This window comes from Lentzea sp. NPDC051213 (assembly GCF_044455585.1).
In the GTDB taxonomy this organism is placed as follows: Bacteria; Actinomycetota; Actinomycetes; order Mycobacteriales; family Pseudonocardiaceae; genus Lentzea.
Genome location: NZ_JBITEX010000009.1, coordinates 257530 through 275541 on the forward strand (window position 1 = coordinate 257530; position 18012 = coordinate 275541).

At 63.7% G+C, this 18012-nt stretch carries 17 protein-coding genes; 4 read left to right on the forward strand and 13 right to left on the reverse strand.

Annotated elements, in window-relative coordinates:
- Positions 1 to 1396: 1396 nt before the first annotated feature.
- Positions 1397 to 2590, reverse strand: a complete 1194-nt coding sequence (locus ACIA8G_RS35445; protein WP_396423109.1) for a hypothetical protein — start codon at positions 2588 to 2590, stop codon at positions 1397 to 1399.
- Positions 2580 to 3101, reverse strand: coding sequence for an RNA polymerase sigma factor (locus ACIA8G_RS35450; RefSeq protein WP_396423111.1), 522 nt, complete (start codon positions 3099 to 3101; stop codon positions 2580 to 2582). The genes ACIA8G_RS35445 and ACIA8G_RS35450 overlap by 11 nt, the downstream gene beginning before the upstream one ends.
- A 297-nt stretch (positions 3102 to 3398) precedes the next feature.
- Here ACIA8G_RS35450 and ACIA8G_RS35455 point away from each other — a divergent pair, with 297 nt between their 5' ends.
- Positions 3399 to 3674: a hypothetical protein gene (locus ACIA8G_RS35455; RefSeq protein WP_396423112.1), complete on the forward strand. Its 276-nt coding sequence runs from the start codon at positions 3399 to 3401 to the stop codon at positions 3672 to 3674.
- Between the two features lie 57 nt (positions 3675 to 3731).
- Here ACIA8G_RS35455 and ACIA8G_RS35460 read toward each other — a convergent pair whose 3' ends face one another.
- The gene (locus ACIA8G_RS35460) at positions 3732 to 3953 is read right to left on the reverse strand and encodes a hypothetical protein (RefSeq protein ID WP_396423113.1); all 222 of its coding nucleotides are present in this window, start codon (positions 3951 to 3953) and stop codon (positions 3732 to 3734) included.
- A gap of 189 nt (positions 3954 to 4142) precedes the next feature.
- Here ACIA8G_RS35460 and ACIA8G_RS35465 point away from each other — a divergent pair, with 189 nt between their 5' ends.
- Entirely contained in the window at positions 4143 to 5087 is a 945-nt protein-coding gene (locus ACIA8G_RS35465) for a hypothetical protein (protein ID WP_396423114.1), read from the forward strand.
- A 591-nt stretch (positions 5088 to 5678) separates the two neighbouring features.
- On the opposite strand, the gene ACIA8G_RS35470 is transcribed toward ACIA8G_RS35465, so the two are convergent.
- The 8 genes from ACIA8G_RS35470 to ACIA8G_RS35505 all read right to left on the reverse strand — a co-directional run bounded on the left by ACIA8G_RS35470 (position 5679) and on the right by ACIA8G_RS35505 (position 14466).
- On the reverse strand, positions 5679 to 5996 hold the full coding sequence (locus ACIA8G_RS35470) for a hypothetical protein (protein WP_396423115.1): 318 nt from the start codon (positions 5994 to 5996) through the stop codon (positions 5679 to 5681).
- A 216-nt stretch (positions 5997 to 6212) separates the two neighbouring features.
- The gene (locus tag ACIA8G_RS35475) at positions 6213 to 9521 is read right to left on the reverse strand and encodes a tetratricopeptide repeat protein (RefSeq protein WP_396423116.1); all 3309 of its coding nucleotides are present in this window, start codon (positions 9519 to 9521) and stop codon (positions 6213 to 6215) included.
- Positions 9522 to 9634: 113 nt separating this feature from the next.
- The gene (locus ACIA8G_RS35480; protein ID WP_396423118.1) at positions 9635 to 10927 is read right to left on the reverse strand and encodes an NB-ARC domain-containing protein; all 1293 of its coding nucleotides are present in this window, start codon (positions 10925 to 10927) and stop codon (positions 9635 to 9637) included.
- A gap of 599 nt (positions 10928 to 11526) precedes the next feature.
- On the reverse strand, positions 11527 to 11928 hold the full coding sequence (locus tag ACIA8G_RS35485) for a hypothetical protein (RefSeq protein WP_396423119.1): 402 nt from the start codon (positions 11926 to 11928) through the stop codon (positions 11527 to 11529).
- Positions 11929 to 12095: 167 nt separating this feature from the next.
- Positions 12096 to 12416: a DUF4265 domain-containing protein gene (locus tag ACIA8G_RS35490; RefSeq protein ID WP_396423120.1), complete on the reverse strand. Its 321-nt coding sequence runs from the start codon at positions 12414 to 12416 to the stop codon at positions 12096 to 12098.
- Between the two features lie 321 nt (positions 12417 to 12737).
- Positions 12738 to 13379, reverse strand: a complete 642-nt coding sequence (locus tag ACIA8G_RS35495) for a DUF2637 domain-containing protein (RefSeq protein WP_396423121.1) — start codon at positions 13377 to 13379, stop codon at positions 12738 to 12740.
- Positions 13376 to 14098 carry a helix-turn-helix domain-containing protein gene (locus ACIA8G_RS35500; protein ID WP_396423122.1) on the reverse strand — a complete coding sequence of 241 codons (723 nt, stop codon included), beginning with the start codon at positions 14096 to 14098 and terminating at the stop codon, positions 13376 to 13378. Before ACIA8G_RS35500 ends, ACIA8G_RS35495 begins: the two co-directional genes overlap by 4 nt.
- Positions 13993 to 14466: a hypothetical protein gene (locus ACIA8G_RS35505; RefSeq protein WP_396423123.1), complete on the reverse strand. Its 474-nt coding sequence runs from the start codon at positions 14464 to 14466 to the stop codon at positions 13993 to 13995. Before ACIA8G_RS35505 ends, ACIA8G_RS35500 begins: the two co-directional genes overlap by 106 nt.
- An 877-nt stretch (positions 14467 to 15343) precedes the next feature.
- Here ACIA8G_RS35505 and cmk point away from each other — a divergent pair.
- Positions 15344 to 16021, forward strand: coding sequence for a (d)CMP kinase (gene cmk / locus ACIA8G_RS35510; protein WP_396423124.1), 678 nt, complete (start codon positions 15344 to 15346; stop codon positions 16019 to 16021).
- 230 nt (positions 16022 to 16251) lie between these two features.
- Complete coding sequence (locus ACIA8G_RS35515) at positions 16252 to 16638, forward strand: HIT family protein (protein WP_396423125.1); 387 nt, start codon at positions 16252 to 16254, stop codon at positions 16636 to 16638.
- Here ACIA8G_RS35515 and ACIA8G_RS35520 read toward each other — a convergent pair.
- Positions 16586 to 17254 (reverse strand): class I SAM-dependent DNA methyltransferase, encoded by a 669-nt coding sequence (locus tag ACIA8G_RS35520; RefSeq protein ID WP_396423126.1) that lies wholly within the window; start codon positions 17252 to 17254, stop codon positions 16586 to 16588. The two genes, ACIA8G_RS35515 and ACIA8G_RS35520, sit on opposite strands and share 53 nt — an antisense overlap.
- Positions 17245 to 18003, reverse strand: a complete 759-nt coding sequence (locus tag ACIA8G_RS35525) for a hypothetical protein (protein WP_396423127.1) — start codon at positions 18001 to 18003, stop codon at positions 17245 to 17247. Before ACIA8G_RS35525 ends, ACIA8G_RS35520 begins: the two co-directional genes overlap by 10 nt.
- Between the last annotated feature and the right edge of the window lie 9 nt (positions 18004 to 18012).

An 18012-nucleotide genomic window follows, 5' to 3' on the forward strand; every position in this document is an offset into this window, starting at 1 on the left:
CCTGTGGGGAATGACGGATCTTGGCTCGTCATGTCATCCCTGTGTGAGTAAGAGCCGCCGTCTAGGTGTCGAGTTCGACCTTGGTAACGCGGACCCGATGGCGGCCGTTGCCGACCCAGGCTGCAGTCACCAGGATGGCGACTCGCGCTCGATCTCCTCGAACGCCAGTGAGCTCGTTTAGGTGGTCGAGCCCCGAGCTGATGCGTTGAGCACCGCGGAGAGCGACAGGGTTTCTTGCCGTCCTTTGCTTTCACCGTGGCCCGGAAGGTCGGACCATAGCGAAGCGACGCCGTGGCATGTCTCCCCGCGTATCGGTTTTGCTCTCCAAATACCTCTATTGAGGTTGTCCTGCGTCGCTCCCTCGGTGTGGCTTTCCTGTTAGACGGCCTGGCGCCTCGTTCGATCTTCAAGTGGTTAGCGCCTTGTTATTGATGTGACCTCAATGTCTACAGTGACCACATCGGATTGCTTGGCTGGGCGAGCGGTGGGAGCAGAGGTGATACGGATGACGGCGAATGTTTGATTCGTCCGCACGCAATAGTATGTTTCCAGCTGTATTGGGACTTGTGAGCCACTGTAACCTTCTTGGTCGACGCACGCGTGAGGGTCTGAGGAGTTCGTCGCTGTCAGCGCGGCGGAATTCGTGAGCTCGATATAGTAGCCGATACTTCTGCCTGGCTGACAGTCGTCCTTAGTGTCTTCGTCACGGCACTCGACAGTGATGTCAGCGCTCTTGTCCTTGCTGCTGATAGGAAGTGTAAGGGCTTCTAAGTCTAAAGAGTTCTGAGGCGGCTCATACGTCATGTGCAGAGGCATTCTTAACGGCTTTACTAGAGGAGGAGTTGTTGTTGCGTGGGTCGTAGTCTGCGATGTGGATATCGCCTGGCCTGAGTTGGAATCCGGTGGGCATGAGCGCAGCCGTCCGGCCCTCGATCAGCGGCATGTGAGGAAATGGCACAGGTCGTGAGTCTCACCATGTTGCCGTCGCCGTGAAGCTCACGGTGTTCGCGTCTCAGTCAAGTCGTTGAGAGCGTGAAGGCCGGGTTCCTCCGCTCATCTCGGTCGTCCCTCCGTCGCGCACCTCCCGCGTCACTGAACTCCGGAAACGCGGTGCCTTGGGGACATCGCCTTGGCTCTCAAGCGCGAGTGGGCACTTGGTCACGAAATCTAAGCGCTCAGGGGCTCGACTGGAGGTCTGCTGTGAGGTCGTTGAGGTCCGTTGACCAGCGGTTTGGTGCAGTTGAGTGCCGTTGAGGTCGGTTCCAGGACTCCTTCTGTGTGAACTATGGCACCGATGCTGCGCTGACCTGCGGAAACATGACTTCCGCAGGTCAGCGCTATTCTGTTCAGGTCCGTTGAGTGCTGCTCAGGCGCATTCAGAGGGCAGAGCTGCTCCCTATTTGCTTCCAGAGCGTGCTTCCATGACTAACAAGTCACCACGTGGCGAGACCGAACGCTGAGAGCCAGTGTTAACGCGCCGCCACCGATCCACCCAGTTTTCGAGAGTCTCGGCCGTCTCCCCGCATCCGACGAGGAACGCCCGAAGCTGGTCTTCCCGCTTCGGGAATCGAAAAGTGCACAACGCGTGAGCAGTACTCTTCGGTAGCGCCAGATCTCCTGTGTTGTCCGAGACCTGCTTGTACGACAGCCCTTTCGACTGGCGAAGCTGATTCAGTGCGCGGATGAATTCCTCACGTGTGGTTATGTCGAACTGATTTGGGCCGTTTCCGGAAGGATTGCCGTAGTCCCTGATGGCACTATCCTGCGCCGCTGGATGAGGGGCGTTGATGCGGGAACCTGCAGTGTCGCGTTCGCCGTACTCAGCCTTGGCGTTCCTGTAAGAGCCCATCGTGGCTTGAGCTTCCTCGTCTAGGGAGGGGTCGCTCATAGCATCAGCGGCCGCATGTAGTCCCTTCTGCCAGCTCGAAAAGCGTGCACGGACCGCGTCAGCGAGATCCCGTTGTGTTGTCGCGGTGGGCGGAGGGAGCGGCGGTGCCGAAGTGCTGCTCTTTGGCGCCCGTTTGGGAAGCCCTGATGCTGTTCTGGTCTTGGCATGATCGCCAGAGAGAAGCCCTTGCGCGGCCTGCCAACCTTCGTCTGTTGGTGAGGTCCAATCACCGGCAGACGAGGCGACCACACCACTCGGCTCGGCGGCGTCAACTGCTTGACTCTGCGTAGATGCGGCTCCAAACCAACTAGATAGCGCGGCCTCGTAGATCGGCAGCGGTTCATGAGCATCCTGCGCGGACGGAGGTACAGATGTGCTATCTGCGGGCATGGGGGACTGCTCAGGCAGCGGGCGCCCTGTTGCGTGGCGACGAACAGTCTCGATCTCCGTGGCGCAGATGCCGCACTGGGCCACATGGGCTGCAGCGCGGGCGTGGGCGTTCGGCGACAACTCTCCGTTTACGAACGCTGTCACGGCATCCAGAGACAAGTGCTGCCCCTCGGGACTCCATGCGCCAGCCGTTGCGTGTTGCTTAACCTGAGCGAGCATGGCCTCAACATCGATCTCCGCTGGTGTGCTCGCCTCTAGGTCGCGATCGGCCTCGAACAGCCAGGTGTCGATGTCGACATCGTTAGGATCCATAGCCAGGTCCCTCCTCTCCGGGCCGGCGGGTGAGATCCTCGAGCTTCTTCTTTAGGAGGTTCCGGGCGTGGCGTTTGGTCGACCGGACGGTAGCTTCAGATACTCCCAGGTGCCGCGCAATTTCGTCTGTCTCGAAGCCGTCCATGTGCCACACCATCACCTCGCGCTGTTGTGACGGCAGAATGTCGAGGAGCGCTAGGACTCGGTGGTTCCCTTCGATCAACTCTGAGGGAGCAGCCGCGACTTCTCTGGACTCGCTCCAGAGTTGGATGGCACAAGCTGTTCCGGCACGCTTGCGCCTTGCGTGGCGTAACGCGATGCGTTGAGCAGCTACACGCACCCAGGCCAAGGGATTCGTCAGGCGTTCCCAGTGCTGGTAGGCCATCGTCATTGCCTGTGCTGCCGCGTCTCGTGCATCCTCAGCGTCGTATCCGAGTTTCAGTACGAAGGTCACCAGGGACCGGATCTCGCGTCGAAAGAAGTCGTCGAAACTCTCAGGCGGGTTGGACATGCCGCCTCCTCAGCCTCATACGACCGTTGCTGCAGTCCCTCAGTGGTGTCGTTCGTGACATGGCTAGTGCTACCGACCGCTGTGGCGCTGTCGACGAACCACGACTGCGATTGACAGGAACGCGACCAGCGAGGCTGCCAAGACAGTTATCAACACCGACTGCGTCGCAACGTAGGTCGCCGCCAAGCCGGCAAACATCGCGTTCGCGAGGGTGACCATCGCGGCCACGTCACCTGAGCGTGATATCGACGGCTCTGCGGCGTCATCGTCGCTTGAGCTGAGCTGAGAACCTGTCACATGGTCGAAGTACGTCTCGGTGCCTGCTGCGTGCAAACGCGAAAGGAGGAGTTTCGAGGACGTGCGTTGACCTGCGGAAATCGGACTTTGCTGGTCGGCAGAGCTCGATTCAAGGTCGGTCGGGCTTGTTCAGCTCAGGCGACGGCGGAGATCTTCCAGGTGGGCGTGCCGTTCGCGGTGCTCGCGCTGCTCGCGGTGGTGTTCATTAAAGAGAAGCCGCTCAAGGAGGCGAGCGGTGACGACCGGCTGGCGGCGGAGATGGCCGCGGGCCACTGATCATCGTTCGTCAACGGCTGCGGCCCCGACCACATCGGTCGGGGCCGCAGCCGTTTCTCACCTCGTGATAGCCCGGCGCCCAGATGTGGTGGCCTTTCCGATGAGGGTGAGCACCACGGTGTTGAGGCGGTCGATGACCTTGAGGGCTGCGTGTTGGCGTGCCTCCGGAAGAAGCACGATCGTGATGCTGACCAGGAAGATCGCCAGCGTCATGACGATCACCGGGATGCACGTGGCCGCGATGTCGATCAGGCCGCGCTGCGGCAGAAAGTCGTCCACTGTTCTGTACTCCTGTTGCTGGCGTGTGCTGTGCGGCCAGTCTGGGCGCAGAGGCGGGCTCGACGCACCCGCTGTTGATCGACGGATTGGCCCGCATTAAGCGTCTCGGGTTAAGCAAGTCAGCTAACCGGGAACTACGTGCGGGCCAATCCGTCGCGGCCAATCGGTCAGAGTTGTACGCTGAGACCTGTGTCACGTGACGCCGATCGCCGCCTCAAGCGGCTCGAACGCCTCGAGCGGTTGAAGAGCGGGCACGAGACCGCGTGCTTGAACCGGGTGAAGGTGCACACCAAGGGCCTTCGCCCCAGCAAGGTGCACCTCAGGCAGGAACTGATCGTCGCGCCATCTGGAGACAGGTCGCCGCTGTCCAGCCTGATCACCCCTCGCGGCATCGCGCTTCAGATGTATCTGGTCGCCCTCTTCGACGCCCAGTGCAGGCACCGGCCGGGCAGCGCTTTCCGCAACGACCGAGCGCTGCACGGCACAGAAGAGGGCGAGATCGGGTGGCTTGAACTCCTCGCCGCCGACGCGAGCGCCAGCACGGAGACGTCGGTGGAACGGGCGACCGAGCTGGACAACCGGCTTCGGCAGGCGAAGTCCGCTGTTCGGGCGCTGGCCGCGTCGAACCTGGCCCGCCTTGCGGGCGAGGCCACGCGTCACGGCAGGTTCGAGCGGTTCGAGCTCGGGCATGAATCAGGCAGTCAGCCGTTCCTGCCGTACACGGTGCCGCAACACGACTGGTTCAGGCGCCTGTCGCTCCCCTCCGGTTTCTTCTTGAAGGGCTGGGTGCACGTACTCCTGCCGGCGGAGATCGCGACCTACCTGATGCTGCGCCACCTCGCGGCCACTTATCCCGGCCGACACCGGGAAGGCGGCGTCTTCGTCGCGGGGAGCGTTCGCGAAGCCGAGTACGGACTGAGTCGCGACGTGTACGAGGCACATCGCGCGCTGACAGCGTTCAGATTGATCGACCGTGTGCCCGATGAGCGTCGCCGTCCCGATGGCCGGCTCCGCAACTACAAGGAGTTCGCTGCTCGAGACGACGGCGCCGGTCTTCCAGCTCACCGGTTTCGCGTTGTCGCCGACATTTCGTTGAACCGGGACGCGTTGGAGGTTGTGGCCAAGCGGTTGTAACCCCGACTTTGGTCAGGGGTCCGCCCTGTCCTTCGGATCGGGTTTCACGAGCCGCCGAACCATACGTTCAGCCCATGATCTCCTGGGGTTCAGCGCTCACGGGACCATCGGCTCTCCGTCCTCTGGGCCTGCGTGCGTGCACCTCGGCGGTATGAGAGTGCGTAAGGCAGAGCATGCGGACTCAATTGTGATGGTCGGCAAGACGGTCGGCCAACGGCATGGGCAGGCATTCGGTCCACAGTCATGGCGGAGATTCAGCGGCTTGCCGCCATGTGAGGTGGACTTGGGCGAACCAAGCCGGATTGTCCTCGACACTGCTCCGCGTCATCGTGGTGCGGACGTTCTCGCGAGTGTCAACGAGCAGACCGCGGCCTTCGATCCGCAGTAGACACTGCCGTCGGGCGCGATCACTGCGAGTCGGTTGGAGAAAGGTCCGCAGGGCTGCGGCGAGCCCACGCCTCAGTCCCCGACCGCAGCCTGGGCAGCAGGACCGACACAAACCACAGGCCGATCTGGGGAGTAGGCGACTGTTTGGTGCGCCGTGCCATCGCTGCTTCGCGCGAAGGCGGGGCGCAGACTGAACTTGGCGGGTTACAACGGTGTGTCCGGATGCTCCGAGATTCGCCAGACGATGAACAACAAGATGCCTCCGAGCACGGCAAAGCCGAAGCTGGAGAAGATGTACGCGGTGGCGAGCAAGCCGAGCCCGGTGAGCAGCACGGCGAACCACGCGGGTGAGAAGGTTGGCGCGCGCTGTCCGAGCCGGCTGATGAGCTTGTCCTCGGCGGTTGTCGCGAGGTAGATCGCGTACAGTGCGCCGATTCCGGCCACGACAGCGAGGACGATCCAGCCCACCACGCCCGCCCGGCCCGCCTCCCCCTCGGCGAGCACGGTCACGAAACCTGTCATGCCGCTCTCCGTTCGTTGCCAGGGCCCCTGGGCAGCTAGGTGGATTCGCACTGCCTGTCGACCCGCAGGAGATCAACGTGTCGGCAGTGGCGGCATTTCAGCCTGATGGAGCAGCGCTCTCACAAGCTGTGCGACGCGAGCGTTCAGCGGTGGGCGACGGCTTTCTTATCGACGCGCTGCTTGCGCATGGTGCTGCGCTCTGTGGACGCCACGGCATCAGGCTTGTAGGTTCTCGCCACCGGTGACAGGTTGATCTTGCGTGACCTGCGCGGTTACGCGGTCCGCCGACAGCAACTCCAAGTTGCGCATCGCCATCTCGTTAGGAACCGGTCCGCTCCCCAGTGCACGTCGCCACGCTTCGCGCGCGCCGACAATGTCTCGTCGGCGCAGTCTGAGGAAGCCGCGGTTGATCCAGGCCATGCCCGCCTGCTCGGTGTTGTCCGACTCGATCGCGATGTCGAGCATTGCATCGGCCTCGTCGAGATCTTGTTGAGCGGCGAGAATGGCGCTCAGGTTGATCGCGGCGTACGGCGTGATGTTCGCCGTGCCGGCCGCGATGACCCGCTCGTACAGGACGCGTGCGCCTGCGGAGTTGTGCTCCTGCTCCAACGCCACGGCCATCTCGTACAGCGCGTGCGGAGCGTGTTCCGGGTGGCGTGAGTCCACCGCGACAGCCCAGGCGGCTCTAGCGGCTGTCGAGTCGTCGAGCTGGTGGTAGTACAACGATCCGAGCCGTACTGCCCCGAGCGGCCGCAGTTCCGGCCCGCCGATGTCAACGGCCTCGCGGAGGAAGAACGCGATCCGGTCCCGATCCTCAAGGAGTTTGATCCTGTCGTCGACCGTCCCGGACAGCGTCTCGGCGTCCTCGAACAGGATCGCCTGCTCGAGAACCGCACCAGCTTGCTCACGCAGGTCCTGCGCGAGCAGAGACCTGCTCAGCGTGAGCGCCGCTCGGACCGCGCTCGCGGCGTCGCCATCCGTCCGGTCTAGCCACGCCGACATGGCACCGACTCGGTCGCCCCGACGCAGCCGGACGTCGGCCAGCCTCGACGCGACATGCGGGTCCAGGCGGTCGTCGTGCAGGACTGGGATCGACAGCCACAGTCGTTCGGCTTCCGCAGAGTCCAGCATGACGGCCAGGTTGAGTGTGGCTTCCGCTGCTTGGTCTGTAGACCTGGCCGTCGAGATCGCTCGTCGCAGAGCGGAGGCGGCGCCCGTGCGATCTCCTCGCCACATCATGACCACTCCCGAGATGATCAGGGCTGCGGGGACTGCGTCGAGGTGTCCAGAGGCGAGCGCTTGGTCGGCTGCGTTGGCTGCCGTGGTGAGATCATCTTTCCGCAAGGCGTGCCAGGCGATGCGTAACCAAGCGAGGGGGCTGCTCTTCGGGTCGTCGGCCGCCGCCGCGCGCCGGTAGGCCTCCAGTGCTCCGGCCTGGTCACCCTCCAGGCTCAGCATTCTGCCCAGGCTCAGCAGGGCTGGGGCCTGGACAAATAGATCATCGGTCCGAGCCGCGTATTGGTAGGCCTCCCGCGCGCCGAGTCGATCGTCGAGCAGCTCGAGCGTCCGGCCGAGGTTCAGCATTGCTCCGGCGTGCCCCTTGGTCAGCACGATGGCCTTTTCGAAGGCGGCACGTGCCTTCTCGGGTTGCCCCGCTTCGAGCAGTAGCGTTCCGGCCACGTTGGCGGCATCCGCCGAGTCTGGGCAACCGTCGGTCAGTGCGACCGTCAGCCAGGATTCGACGTTGCCGCCGTTCGCGCGGAGCAGTTGCGCAAGATGCGCCGCGGCGGCTGGGTCGCCGGTCTGGGCGGCACGTTCCAGCTTCATACGAGCCGCTTCGACATCGCCCGCTTCGGTTGGCGACTCCGAATCCCCACGCGAGGTGTCGTCGGGTTGCGCGCGGGCGATGTGGTCGGCCACGGTCTCGACGTACGCGAGTGTCTGGACATCTCTGCCGTTGCGGGCCAGCGTCGCCGAGCGCAAGGCGTAGCCGAGTGCTCGGCGTGGGTGACCGGACTCGAATTCTGTGCCCGCTAGGTTGATCAGCACATTGGTCATGTCGCTGTACGCGCCGATCTGCACGTCGATCGCGTAGGCCGACTGGTAGTAGTCGATGGCGCGAGCCGGATCTCCTTGCGCTCGGTAGACGTTTGCGATCTCGCCGAGCATGTCTGCTTCGGCGGCGCGATCCCCACTTTCGCGGATGATCATGAGTTGCTGTTCGTGGCACTCGATCGCCTTCGAGTACTCACCGGTGTCGGCACAGGCCATCGCGAGATCGCCGAGGACGCATGCCTCGAAGCTGGATTCGAGTGGTGACCGCAGCGCCAGCTCCCAGTGCGAGACGGCCTCGGCGAGGTCACCAGCGGCGTGGTGGTCGGCCGCCAGTGCCGCGTAGGTGATGCCGTAGGCGTTCGCCGCTGCGGACATGCCGAAAATCGCGTCCGGCAGGTCGCGCTGTGGCACGTCCGACAGGTCGAGCCGGTCATCCTCGCGCAGGTAGGGGCTGATCTGCTGGGCGAGTCGGATCGCATCGCCGTGCGTGGCGAGTGCGTCGTGGTGCCTGTTGAGCAGCCGGTACACCTCGCCCAGCTTGATTAGCGCCGCCCAGCGTTGCTGGATGTCGTCGATCTGTTCAGCGAGCCGCACTCTGCGGTCGGCGAAGGTCAGCGCCTGCTCGAAGTCGTGGATGGCGATCGCTGCCTCGGTCGCGACATCAAGCACCGCGATCTCCTTGTGGACCCCAGCCTGCTTGCCAGCCACGTCTAGTGCCTCAATCAGCAGCGGTATGGCGTGTGATGGCTGCTCCAGGCGGAGGTGGCCGCGCGACAGCCGTAGCAGCGCTCCGATCCTCTCGTCCGTGTTCGGCGCTCGCCGGGCCTGGAACAGCAGCGCCTGGTATCCCCGATGATCGGGATCGACCTCGCCGAGATCGAGCAGCGACTCGCCGAGCGTGGCTGCCGCCGCGAGGTCCTGTCCCAGATCGCTGAGCACGGCGGCGGCTTGTTGGGCGTACTCGTGACCGATTCTCATCCGGTTCAATGCCCGGTATCCGCGTGCCAGGCTTCGCATGACGAGTGCCTCGCCAAGATGGTCGTTGGTGTCTCTGACGAGGTCGAGTGCGCGGTGCAGGTGGTGAATTGCTCGTTGTGGCCAGCCGAGTTCCAGATACGCGCGCCCAAGTCCAACGCGGTCCTGCGCTTCGGTACGGGGATCGCGGTGCGTCAGGCTGACGCCGAGCGCTTCGTCGAATCTGGCAGCGGCTTTCGCGGCGTCACCGAGCTCCAGGTAGGCGCCACCGAGGTAGTGCGACAGCGCGCCGGAGGCATTGACATCAGCAAGCCGGTACGCCGCCGTGTGCGCGGCACGCAAGCGGTCGAGTCGCTCGTGTGCGGGAAGCAGGCTGATCCAGCAGGGCTGCGCCGTCATTGGGTAGTGGATGCACAGTTCGTCCGCCTCCTCGCCTGACTGCGTGGCGAGCCACCGGTGCGCATGTTGGACCTGCGGCCACAAGACTTCGAACATACGAAGGTCCTCGTTGGACGCGCTGAGGTCCTCGCCCTGTAGTTTGTGGAGCCGCTCTAGCCTGCGCAGAAAGTTCTTGGCGTGCAACAGGTATGCGCGTGTACGGTGCGTCGTCACGCTAACTCCGTCAACAACGCGTTTGCGTGGAACACGAGGATCGCGTGCATGTGGAACCGGCCACTGCCGACCGGTTCCAGCAGGCCGCGGTCGACGAGCTGGTGAACTGTGTGTTTTGGACTCGTCGTTTCCCACACCTCGGCCATGTCCTCAAGCTCGAAAGTGGCGGGCTTGGGCGCAAACGCACCGAGGTAGGCAAAGCGAAGGCGGGACTCCTCGTCTAGGTGGTCAGTGCTCTTGCGTAGCAGCGCCGCCACGGTGGGAATCGTGTGGTCGGGCTCAGCGCGATCCAGTGGCGCCCGCTCGGCGAGCAGGGCGCTGCCTTCGGCGAGCTCGTCGAGCAAGTCCCCGACGTTCCAGTCGTTCGTCGCGTCCCTGTGGAGCAACCGCCCTGCGACCCAGATCGCGAGAGGTAGACATTCCAGCGCACGGACCAGCGCGAGCGACTCCGCCGGGTACGCCGGTACCACCTCGGGAGCCAGGAGTGACAGCAGCTCGAGCGCCGCTTCCTCAGACAGGATGCCCAACCGGTAGATGTTGTCGTTTCTCGTCGCGGTGAGCGCGGCGGCGATCTCGGGTAGCCGTGTCGTCACCAGCGTCGCGCACCGTGCGCCGCCCACCAGGAACGGGACCGCGTGCGCCGCGTCCCACAAGTCGTCGACCACAACCAACATGCGCCGTTCTTGCAATGCCGTGGTCAGCTCACGGGTCAGCTGCTCGACCGGCGTCGCCGGCCCAAGATCAGGTAACCGCAACTGCCGCGCCCAGGACGCCAGTTCGACGGCGATCCTGGACACCTCGCCGACCGAGGCCCACAGCACGCCGTCGGGAAACACATCCTCGATGAACGCGCGGTCGTTCGCTAGATGGGACGCCACAGTGGTCTTACCGACGCCCGGCCACCCGTGCACCGCGGTGAGCACCTGCAACCCCGAGGCACCGAGCCGAGTGCGCAGCTCGCGCATATCGGCATCTCGGCCGACGAAGTGCGACGACGATTGCGGCACACCGTGCGGCCGCACCTTGGGTTTGGAAGGTGCGGCATCTGCCTGTTCGAACCGCGTCAGCCGCTCCAGCATCGAGTCCAGCCTGGCGAGCGTCACGCGGTTGAACAGCGGCGCCTGCGCCGCCTCGGCCGCCGCGCGCAGTTCGGAAGCCAACGCGAGCTGAAACCTCATCATCGCGAGATCCAAGTCTGTCAGCAACGTCGACTCGTCGAATCCAAACTCAGCGAACCGCTCGCGGATCCGTTCCATCGGCAAATCTGTGCCCCGCAACGCCACCGACACGAGGAGTTCCGCGATCTCCGGGTCCCTCGCGAACGACTTCAGCTGACCTCCCAGTAGGCCTGCCAGCTCAGCGTTCGCAGGATCGTCGGGCTTCCACTCGCGCGTAATGTCGTCGAGCAACACCTCGAATGCCCTGTCGAACGCCTTCTCCAGCGCCCGCTGCTCCGCACTGCCGAGCGCAGCGTCGCGGACTTTCCCCAACCCCACCTTGAGCAGGTCGCTGGACAGGTTGGTGGCGATCCCAGAAGTGAACGGCTCCACACCAGGACGTCGCAGCTGGCCTGGCAGAAGTTACCGAACGCCGCTCACGTGGAATTACGGGGTTCCGAGGGGTCACATCCAGCAACTCAGTAACCATTCGGTGTGGACAAGCCGTCGAACTACGTGACCAATCAGCTGCGCGGCGGTCAGCAGAATCACCAGAGGCTACAACGCACAACCTCACGATCATTCGCACCGGCAGCGTAGGCATCAGCATCACTCAGGGCTCAGCGACGAGCCGGAGGGCGTCTCGGTCTTCGTAAACGCAAGCCGACCGGAGCTCGGTCCTCGGTGCCGATCTTCGCAACTCGCGATTCGCGGCATGAGAGTGCGGTGGCTCAGACTTCCACTGGGAAGAAGGCTGGATCGTCGTCGTCCGGCTGGAGGGGCGCATACTGCCTGAACTCCCCACCGCGGAACATCCACAGCCGGAAGAAACCCTCCTCCTGATCCATGATCAACATCTGGACGGCGAGGGGTACCTTCCAATCGATCTTGCCAACGTGCGCAACAAGCGCGTCGAGATCAGCGTGATTGAGTGCTCCTGCCCATACATGGCACTCGGGGTTCTTCCAGCCACCCCAACGGGAATCCTGGTCGGTGATCAGGGCGAGAAAGCCACAGCCGGCGCCCGCGTCATCTCGCCGAGGCGCGTCCGTGCGCAACCACTCACTCAACTCTGCGGCAGTGCTGTTGTCCCAGCCACTCACCGACAGCATCAAATTCGCAACCCAACTCACGCAAGAAGTGTCGCTGGCCAATGCCACCTGGAGCTACCAAGTTTCCGCTCGCTCATCGGCAGGACAGTGCGTCAGGTCGTGCGCGGGCCGGCAGGCCGAGCCGCGATCTGAGCGTTCCGCAGGTCGACGCCCGCCAGCGCCGGTTCACGCGCGCTTCGCCGGTTGGATCATCGACGACCTGCGAGCTTCTCGAAAGCGTCCTGCAACGTGACGAACGCGCTGTCGTCTGGCGGCGTGCGGGGATAGATCACGACGCACACGTTGCCGCCTCTTGTCACGACCTCGAACCTCCCGTCCGCGAAGACCCGGACGCGATCACCTGCGGCACAACCAGTTGCAAGGCCTGGACTGCCAAGGATCTCGTACTCGGTCTGGGAGGTCCGCATGGCCGGGACGACCTCGTAGACTGGTTCGCCAGAACTGGCAGTGCCTGCGAAAAGGCGAACATGGCTGTCCTGCGTCGGCACGTTACAAAGCTCATCAGCCACGTCAGAAGGTTCGCTCTCCTCGTTGTTCCTGGTTACCCACCTAGAGTTGGCTGCCTCAGGAGACCCTCTCATCGGCAGTAGCGGACGTCTTAGGCGCGTCTGGTCGGGCCGCAGGCTTAGTTCGGAGCCGCCAGCCGGGACCGTTTGACTTGGCGGCTGATTTTGTCCAAGGCCGAGTGGTGCAGGTCGGCCTTGGCTGGCAGCGTCGATGTGCGCTGGTGGACGGAGCTGGCGAGGGCTCGCCGGGAATTCCAGTGAGTGCTGTGCTGGGGTGCCGCTCGCGACTCGGGCCAGGTCTGGAATCGCTCCGCACGAAGTCGTCTATGTAGGCGCAGCAGCTGGCTTGGATCGGCTTATGGCCAGCAGGGCGAACCCGGAGATGACCATGAGGCCGTCGAGTACCAGGGGGCCGACAGCGGCCGCCAGTGGCTCGTAGTGCCAGGCGATCAGGACGTCTCGCAGGTGGCCGTAGGAGATGATCGCGGATCCAAGGGCGACCACGCCGATGCCGCCAAATCGAGCGAGGACCCAGAACCAGCCATGTGGCCACGGCACACGAGAGAGCACCTCGATCGATAGCAGGAGCCCGATCGGCCAGACTGCGGCTCCGATTTGTGGTGCCAGTCCTGGCGACCAGTCGGTGGGCTGGTGTTGGGCTGGTAGCCAGGTACTGAGCACGTTGGCGGCGATGGACATGATCGAGCCGAAGACGAAGCCTGCCCACGCCACGAGAAGACCACCGGCGGTGCTGGTGGTGTCGTTGACCGGCTGGGGCTGATTCGCGCTGGCGCCAGGGCTGGTGTCCTCTGGCGCCAGCTCCGCCAGGACTTTGCGGACGGCGTGATCGGTGGCGCCAGTCAGGCGCACCAGGGTGGGACGGCCCGGCGCGGGGCGGCCCTGGGCGAGCGCTTCGTCCAGGGCCTGCCGGATCTGGAGGGCGAGGCTTCCGTTGGTGGCGGTCACCGGTGTGCCTCTGCCGGGTGCGTGCCGCGGGGGTGGCAGCGAGGGCAGAAGGCCGAGCGAGACCTCTCCGCGTCGAGCCAGACGACCCGGGCTGAGATGGGATCGCTGGGGCGGGCGTCGCACTGGCCGCAGGGCCGTTGGCGAGCCCGCGTGGGACGGTTCCCTGGACGGTTAGGGACGGTTCGGGGGCAACCATTGCCCCTCGTGCCGGGCCTGTTTGCCCCCCGCTCCTGCGGTGTTTGCCCCTCGTGCTGGTCGACGGGAGGCAGTGCTTGCCCCTCGAATTTCGAGTTGTCCACTGGCTCGTTGAAAGGCCGTAGCGCTAGGTCGTATCCCTTGGGCCTGCGGTCTGCGCGCTTGATGTAGGCGGCCACGATGTCCGGGTCGGACGGTCGGATGAGCTGGAGCTCTTCGAGGGTTCGTAGTGCGTAGCGGACGGTGCGTTCGGACAGGCGGGTGTAGTGGACGAGGGTGTCGAGGGAAGGGAAGGCGTTGTGTCCGTCGGGGCCGGCGTGGTTTGCGAGTCCGATGAGGACGGCGGCGAGGCTGGAGGCGTCGCGTCGGTCTCGTGGGATGGGGGCGTCGTTGAGCGCCCAGTTGATGGCTTCGATGCTCACCAGGACGCCGCCTCGGCGAGGTGGTGCAGCGTGTTGGTCTCGGCGTCGGTGAACCCGAACCTGCCGGTCTGGTGCCGCAGATCGTTCTGACTCGCCACCCACGTGTGGAACCCGTCCTTGGCCTGCAACTCGGTCATGCCGATCGCCTCGCCGATCACTGACCAGAAGTGCGCGCTATCGGTGCCCGTGCGCAGCAGCTGGGCGACGACGCACCAACGACCGGAGATCACTTCCCGGGCAATGCTTGTGGCGTACACGAGTTCGCTGAGCAGATCGTCGACCTGTGGCGCGCGCTGATAGGTCGCCATCGCAAGAAGGCTTCGGGTCCGGGCTGCGGACCATTGCTCGATCATTTCTTCGAGCGGCTGATTGGGGATGTCGAGCAGGCTTCGAATTGCTGCGAGGTTCACAGCGTCATCTCCGCTGCGCCCGCTGTCGACGGGCGTGCGGCTGTGTTCTGTATTGCGCATGTGCGGGAGACCTCCGAGGTCTGAAGCCCGGCCTCGGCGCGTGTGAGATAGCTGCCGAGGCTTCTTAGGGACCTGGTTGACCGGTCCGGTGCGGACTGCGGAGATCTGTCTGGGGCTGCCCGAATGGGTGCCCTGGGGGTGCCCGGACGTTCAAGAACTGTACGAACGCCTACGGATCATGTGGACGCGATCGTCTTCTGATCTGCACGGATACGGATTCAGCGGACTGGGTCGGACGCAGAATCACGCAGCTGGAATAACTACGGATCAGAAGGTTACAGGTTCGAATCCTGTCGAGCGCGCGATACAAGAGAGTCCCTGTTTGCGAAGCTGCAAACAGGGACTCTCTTGTGTGGCATGCCAACGTGTCGCGCTGGAGATCGACTTCCTGGACGGGACCCTGCTGGGCCGGCTGGGACCGAGCGGGCTGCAACCTCTCCGACGGTGGCGAGGAGATCTCGGGCTCGCTGCGCGGCTGGGCGGCAAGGCGGGCGGGTCGTCCGCCGTACGGGTGACGGTCAGCGCCCATGTGGTGAGTGGTACACCAGGGCTGGATGCTTGCGACTGTGGCTCATGTTGCACCGGGTATGGCGATCCTGTGAACAAAAGCATCCACGCGATACGAAATTCCATTGCGTCAAGAATCGCTTCGAGTGATGAAACATCCCGGCTGTCGTTGCGGTGTGACGTGGATGTTCTGTCCGATTTTTGGTCTGTGACCTGGGGATACGGGTCTTCCAGTCCATCTTGGCTGAAAGGAATTGGCTGCGGGCGTTATCATTCGGTAGTCGAGTGTTGCGCCAACTGGCAAGCAAATCCCGTGCTATATTGGCGCATGGACTTGATAGCTCCAGTTCACTCGGTGGAGCGTAATGCAATGCATTCGCTCGACCGGGCTACCCCCGTCGTGGTAGCAGTGGACGGCCCTGCGGCAGCGGGGAAGACCACGACGTGCGTAGCGCTCGCCGAACGGTTCAAGCTCGGCTATCTCGAAAGCGGACGAACGTATCGGCTAATTGCGTTCGAAGCCCTGCGGCGAGGCGTCCTGACTCGTGATCAGGAGAATCTGGTGTCTCTGTGCGACGAGTTGCTCCGGGAGAGTCGCGATCAGGACCTGCTCACATCCGATCGGTACCAGAGCGCTGATCTCAGGTCGCCATCTGTCAACGTCGCCGTGTCGGACGTCGCTCGGATCGAGGACCTGCGCAAGCGGGTCACGCAGCTGGTTCGACTGTGGGCCGAGCGGCAGAGTAGGTGCATCGTTGAAGGTCGCGACATCGGCACCGTGGTCTTTCCGGCCGCGCCGATCAAGTTCTACCTGACCGCGAGCCCGGAGGTGCGTGCCCGCCGACGCCTCGACCAGGAGCATCGAGGCTCCTACGAGGACGTCCTCAAGGACGTCATTCGCCGCGATGAGGCGGACATGTCCCGTTCTGTTTCACCGCTCGTTCCCGCTGATGACGCAATAACCATCGATACGACGACGCTCACCATCAAAGAAGTGCTCGGTCGAATGAGCTCGGTGTGTGAGAGCCGAAGTGTAACGTTTTCATGATCTCCAACGACGGTGACGTGCTACCGGTTGTCCGAAGACGATCACAACCTGACACACTCGAACGGTGGACACCGGATCGTGTTCGGTGGTTCGGTAGATGTCGCGCTACGTTGTCCAGGCGCTTCGGCTTGAAGTGGGCGACTGCGATGGTACGTGAGAAAAGGGGCGCTATGGGGCAGTCAGTCGAGGTGAAGGAATCCGGAACCAGGCCACGTGGCCAGGCTGATTGCTTGTTCTGCAAGCTGGATGACAGTTCTCTGAACGAGATCTTGATTGAGAGCGTCAACTTCGTCGTCCGCCGGGACAACTACCCGAGCTCCAGAGGCCATGTAGAAGTGGTGCCGCGTCGGCACGTTGAGTCACTGTTCGATCTGACCGCGACGGAGATGGCCGAGGCTTTCGAACTCATGCAGGAAGCGCGCAAGAAGATCGACGACCAGTTCAGTCCCGAGGGCTACACGATCGGCGTCAACGACGGCGCTGCGGCAGGTCGGACAGTCGATCATCTGCACATCCATCTCATCCCGCGGTACGAGGGAGACGTCGAAGATCCTCGCGGCGGCATCAGGCAGATCCTGCCGGGCCCTCATCCCGATGAGTGGGCCCACAAGTCTTGATCGCTTCGACGATGAACCAGTTGCGCCGCCCGCAGTACGCCCAGCTGACCGAAGTGAAGCCAGTGGACTCCATCTCCTGCGCCACCTGATCGGGATGGCGCAAGGTGAACCATCGCTTGCTGTTCATACGTTCGCCCAGGCGCCATCCCTCGGCCTCGCCGTCGCGGAGACTGATCGCCGTCGCTCCACCGTCGGACAGCACCCGGTAGATCTCGTTGAGCGCCTGTGGATGGGCGGTGCTGGGCACGTGCAGCAGGCTTCCCGATGCCCACACCCCGGCGAACGCACCGTCGCGAAACGGTAGGGCCAGCAGGTCGAGTTGGACCAGTTTCGTGCCCGCCTCGCGGCCGGTGATCTTGAGAAGCTCGCTGCTCAGGTCACCGCTGACCACGTCACGTCCACCTGAAATGAGATGCCGGGTGTCGCGTCCGGCACCGCAGCCCAGGTCGAGCACACGACCGCTCGGCACCATGGTGCGGAATCTTTCCAACTCCTCTTCGATGCCAGGGAAGTACTCGAGCTTGTCGGTCGCGCGTGCATATTGAGCGGCGTTCTCGTCGTACGCCTGTCTGGTCGCTGCGGTGATCGCGGTCAGGCGTGGATCATCTACGTGCACTCGAAGTTCTCCTGACCTATCGCCAGACCGAGTTCAGTCATCTCCTCGATCAGCTCGCGACAGTGGAGCACCTCGAAGCCGCGGCTCGCGTCGACGCTGATGCAACCGATGAAGCGGCTCCGTCCGTTGCGGATCGGCGTGGCGAGCAGTGCCGAGCGATGGTTGAACTCGCTGAAGTCCTTCCACGTCAGGCTCATCACAGCTGCGGCACCGTGCGATTGCACGTATTCGTCGAACTTCTCCTCGGTGTTCAGCATCGCGATGAGCGGGCTGGCGTTGAAGAAGATCTCCTTGTTGAACTGCCAGCATTGCCCGACGATGCCGATCCCCTTCTTCGGTGTGAACGTCCGATTCAGCGGGAAGGTCGACATCCTGTAGGTGCTCATCCTGGTCAGCACTCCGCCGATCGGGTGCCGCAGCGTCCTCTTCCGCCGCCAGATGTGCATCGCCAGATCGCCGGTGTTCAACGGCGGCTGGATCTTGCTGCTGATCTCGAGCATCCTGCCGAAGCCGGAAAGGATCCTCCGCCGGCTCGTGACGTTTCGATCGAGCATTGACCGCTTGTGGTGGCTCTCGAACGGCGTGAGCGCACCGAACACGCCTGCCAGTCCGAGGAGCACCAGCGGTACGTAACCCCGGCCTTGGACGAGCGTGTCCCAGAACTGCTTGGACGGGACGTCGTACGCCTTGCCGGCCAGCCCGATCGTGGCCAGGAGCAGTGCCGATCTGTCCAGCAGCCTGGCCGTCATCTGCTTCAC

Excerpts from the sequence above, each read along its gene's own strand:
- ACIA8G_RS35475 (WP_396423116.1), bottom strand. The coding sequence starts at position 9,521 with ATGTTCGAAGTCTTGTGGCCGCAGGTCCAACATGCGCACCGGTGGCTC.
- ACIA8G_RS35525 (WP_396423127.1), bottom strand. The coding sequence starts at position 18,003 with ATGACGGCCAGGCTGCTGGACAGATCGGCACTGCTCCTGGCCACGATC.
- ACIA8G_RS35505 (WP_396423123.1), bottom strand. The coding sequence starts at position 14,466 with ATGCGCAATACAGAACACAGCCGCACGCCCGTCGACAGCGGGCGCAGC.
- ACIA8G_RS35455 (WP_396423112.1), top strand. The coding sequence starts at position 3,399 with ATGGTCGAAGTACGTCTCGGTGCCTGCTGCGTGCAAACGCGAAAGGAG.
- ACIA8G_RS35450 (WP_396423111.1), bottom strand. The coding sequence starts at position 3,101 with ATGTCCAACCCGCCTGAGAGTTTCGACGACTTCTTTCGACGCGAGATC.
- ACIA8G_RS35445 (WP_396423109.1), bottom strand. The coding sequence starts at position 2,590 with ATGGATCCTAACGATGTCGACATCGACACCTGGCTGTTCGAGGCCGAT.
- cmk (WP_396423124.1), top strand. The coding sequence starts at position 15,344 with ATGCATTCGCTCGACCGGGCTACCCCCGTCGTGGTAGCAGTGGACGGC.
- ACIA8G_RS35470 (WP_396423115.1), bottom strand. The coding sequence starts at position 5,996 with ATGACAGGTTTCGTGACCGTGCTCGCCGAGGGGGAGGCGGGCCGGGCG.